Here is a 1,910-nt window from a genome sequence, read left to right on the forward strand (position 1 = left end):
TTGATGTGTGCGTCCAGCAAAGCTGGCAAATGCTAACAGGTGAAAGTCCTGTAGTGGTAAAGGTAGGGCAGCCACTTAGTCAGTAACCAGCGTATGGAGTAATTCATGCGTTGAAGCGTTACGGAATGCTTAATAAAGAGCAGACAAACTGACGGGTCGTAACATAAAGTGAATACTGCCGCACCGTTATTCACATTCCCGAAAGGGAACAACAGGGAGTCGAGCTGAGACATCAACAGCGAAGACAGCAGAAGGTATGAAGAACCCTAAATGCAATACCGAAGAACCCTGCGGTGTAGAGGTAACGACACGTTAGGAAAGTATTTGTCAGAACTGGAGAGAGCCTACTTTGCACAGGAAACTGTAAAGAGGACGCATATAAACGAAAGTGAAATTGCAGTCCTGCAAAGAGGCAGTCAGAAGTGCCCATAGTACCAGAGATTATGCAGACAACAAAACTGCATATAGGAAAGGGGCACAACTTTATTCAAGTCTGTAGAGGAGGTAGGTGCTGGTGATTGCTGATAAAGCTATTAACACCCATGAAAAAGTACGAAACATCCAGAACAGACTATACCTTACAGCCAAAGCTGACCGAAAGAGAAAGTACTATGCGATGTATGACAAGATATACCGCAAGGATATTTTGGAGGAAGCATGGAAACGGGTAAAAAGAAATGGTGGGGCAGGCGGTATCGATAAAGTCAGCATCATTGATGTGAAAGCGTACGGCGAAGAAAAACTGCTGGACGAAATAGCGGAGGAATTGCGAACAGAGAAATATCGGTGCAAGCCTGTCAGGCGAACCTATATTCCAAAAGCAGATGGCAGGAAAAGAGCATTAGGAATACCTACGATTAAGGACAGAATAGTACAGATGGCGGCAAAGATAGTTATTGAGCCGGTATTTGAAGCTGATTTTCAGCCTTGTTCATATGGATTCCGACCAAAGCGAAGTGCACTACAGGCAATGGATAGGATATTCGAAGTGGCTGATAAAGGCGGTGCTTTATGGGTAATTGATGCCGACATAAAAGATTATTTCGGCAGTATAAGCCATGATAAACTGCTTTTACTGGTAGAGCAGAGGATAACTGACCGCAAGGTGCTGAAGCTTATTAAAGGCTGGCTGAAAGCAGGAGTGCTTGAAGCCGGACAATATAGTGATAGTACACTTGGAGCACCACAGGGAGGAGTTATATCACCGCTTCTATCCAACATATATCTAAATTATTTTGATGTAGTCTGGAATAAAAGATTTAGGCACTTGGGCGAGCAGGTACGATACGCAGATGATTTTGTGATATTATGCAAACGGAAAGTACAGGCAGAAGAAGCCCTAAAAGCGGTGAAATGGATTATGGATAAGCTGGAACTAACGTTGCATGGCGAGAAAACGAAGCTTGTTGATATGTATTTCGGAAAAGACAGCTTCGATTTTCTTGGCTTCAACAATAGATTTCAGCGATTCAGAAACAAAAGCTGGAAGTGGTATTGGACATTACAGCAAGTTCCATCCCTAAAGGCTATGAAGAAAATGAGAGCCAACATCAAAGAGGTGTTTACGAATCCGAGCAAACTGCTGTTGAGCATGGAAGAAATGGTGAAACTGCTCAATCCTAAAATTATAGGCATGAGAAATTACTATGCCAGGCGTTTTACAAGACCATGGTTATGGAAGATAGAGAAGTACATCAATTTTAAATTTACTCGGTGGTACAATCGGAAGAAACAACGTAACTACAGGCTGGGAAATGCGTCAAAGGTTAGAGAACTAACCTTGCAGGCAGGACTAGCAAGTATTTGCGGCTGAATGCTGAAGGAAGAAGAATATCGGAAAGCCGTATGCGGGAAAACCGCACGTACGGTTTGATGAGGGGGCGGTGGCAATCCCACTGCTCTACTCTATC

Annotated in this window: 2 protein-coding genes; both read left to right on the forward strand. The window is 43.5% G+C overall.

Going from position 1 to position 1,910, the window contains the following annotated elements; translation table 11 throughout:
- Positions 1-270 precede the first annotated feature (270 nt).
- Positions 271-432 carry a hypothetical protein gene (locus EFD62_RS17595; RefSeq protein ID WP_155522929.1) on the forward strand — a complete coding sequence of 54 codons (162 nt, stop codon included), beginning with the start codon at positions 271-273 and terminating at the stop codon, positions 430-432.
- A gap of 82 nt (positions 433-514) precedes the next feature.
- The gene (gene ltrA, locus EFD62_RS17275) at positions 515-1,813 is read left to right on the forward strand and encodes a group II intron reverse transcriptase/maturase (protein ID WP_128706591.1); all 1,299 of its coding nucleotides are present in this window, start codon (positions 515-517) and stop codon (positions 1,811-1,813) included.
- Positions 1,814-1,910: the final 97 nt, after the last annotated feature.

The sequence above is a fragment of the Acetivibrio mesophilus genome (genome assembly GCF_004102745.1).
GTDB classification, from domain to species: domain Bacteria; phylum Bacillota; class Clostridia; order Acetivibrionales; family Acetivibrionaceae; genus Hungateiclostridium; species Hungateiclostridium mesophilum.

Excerpts from the sequence above, each read along its gene's own strand:
- EFD62_RS17595 (WP_155522929.1), top strand. The coding sequence starts at position 271 with ATGCAATACCGAAGAACCCTGCGGTGTAGAGGTAACGACACGTTAGGA.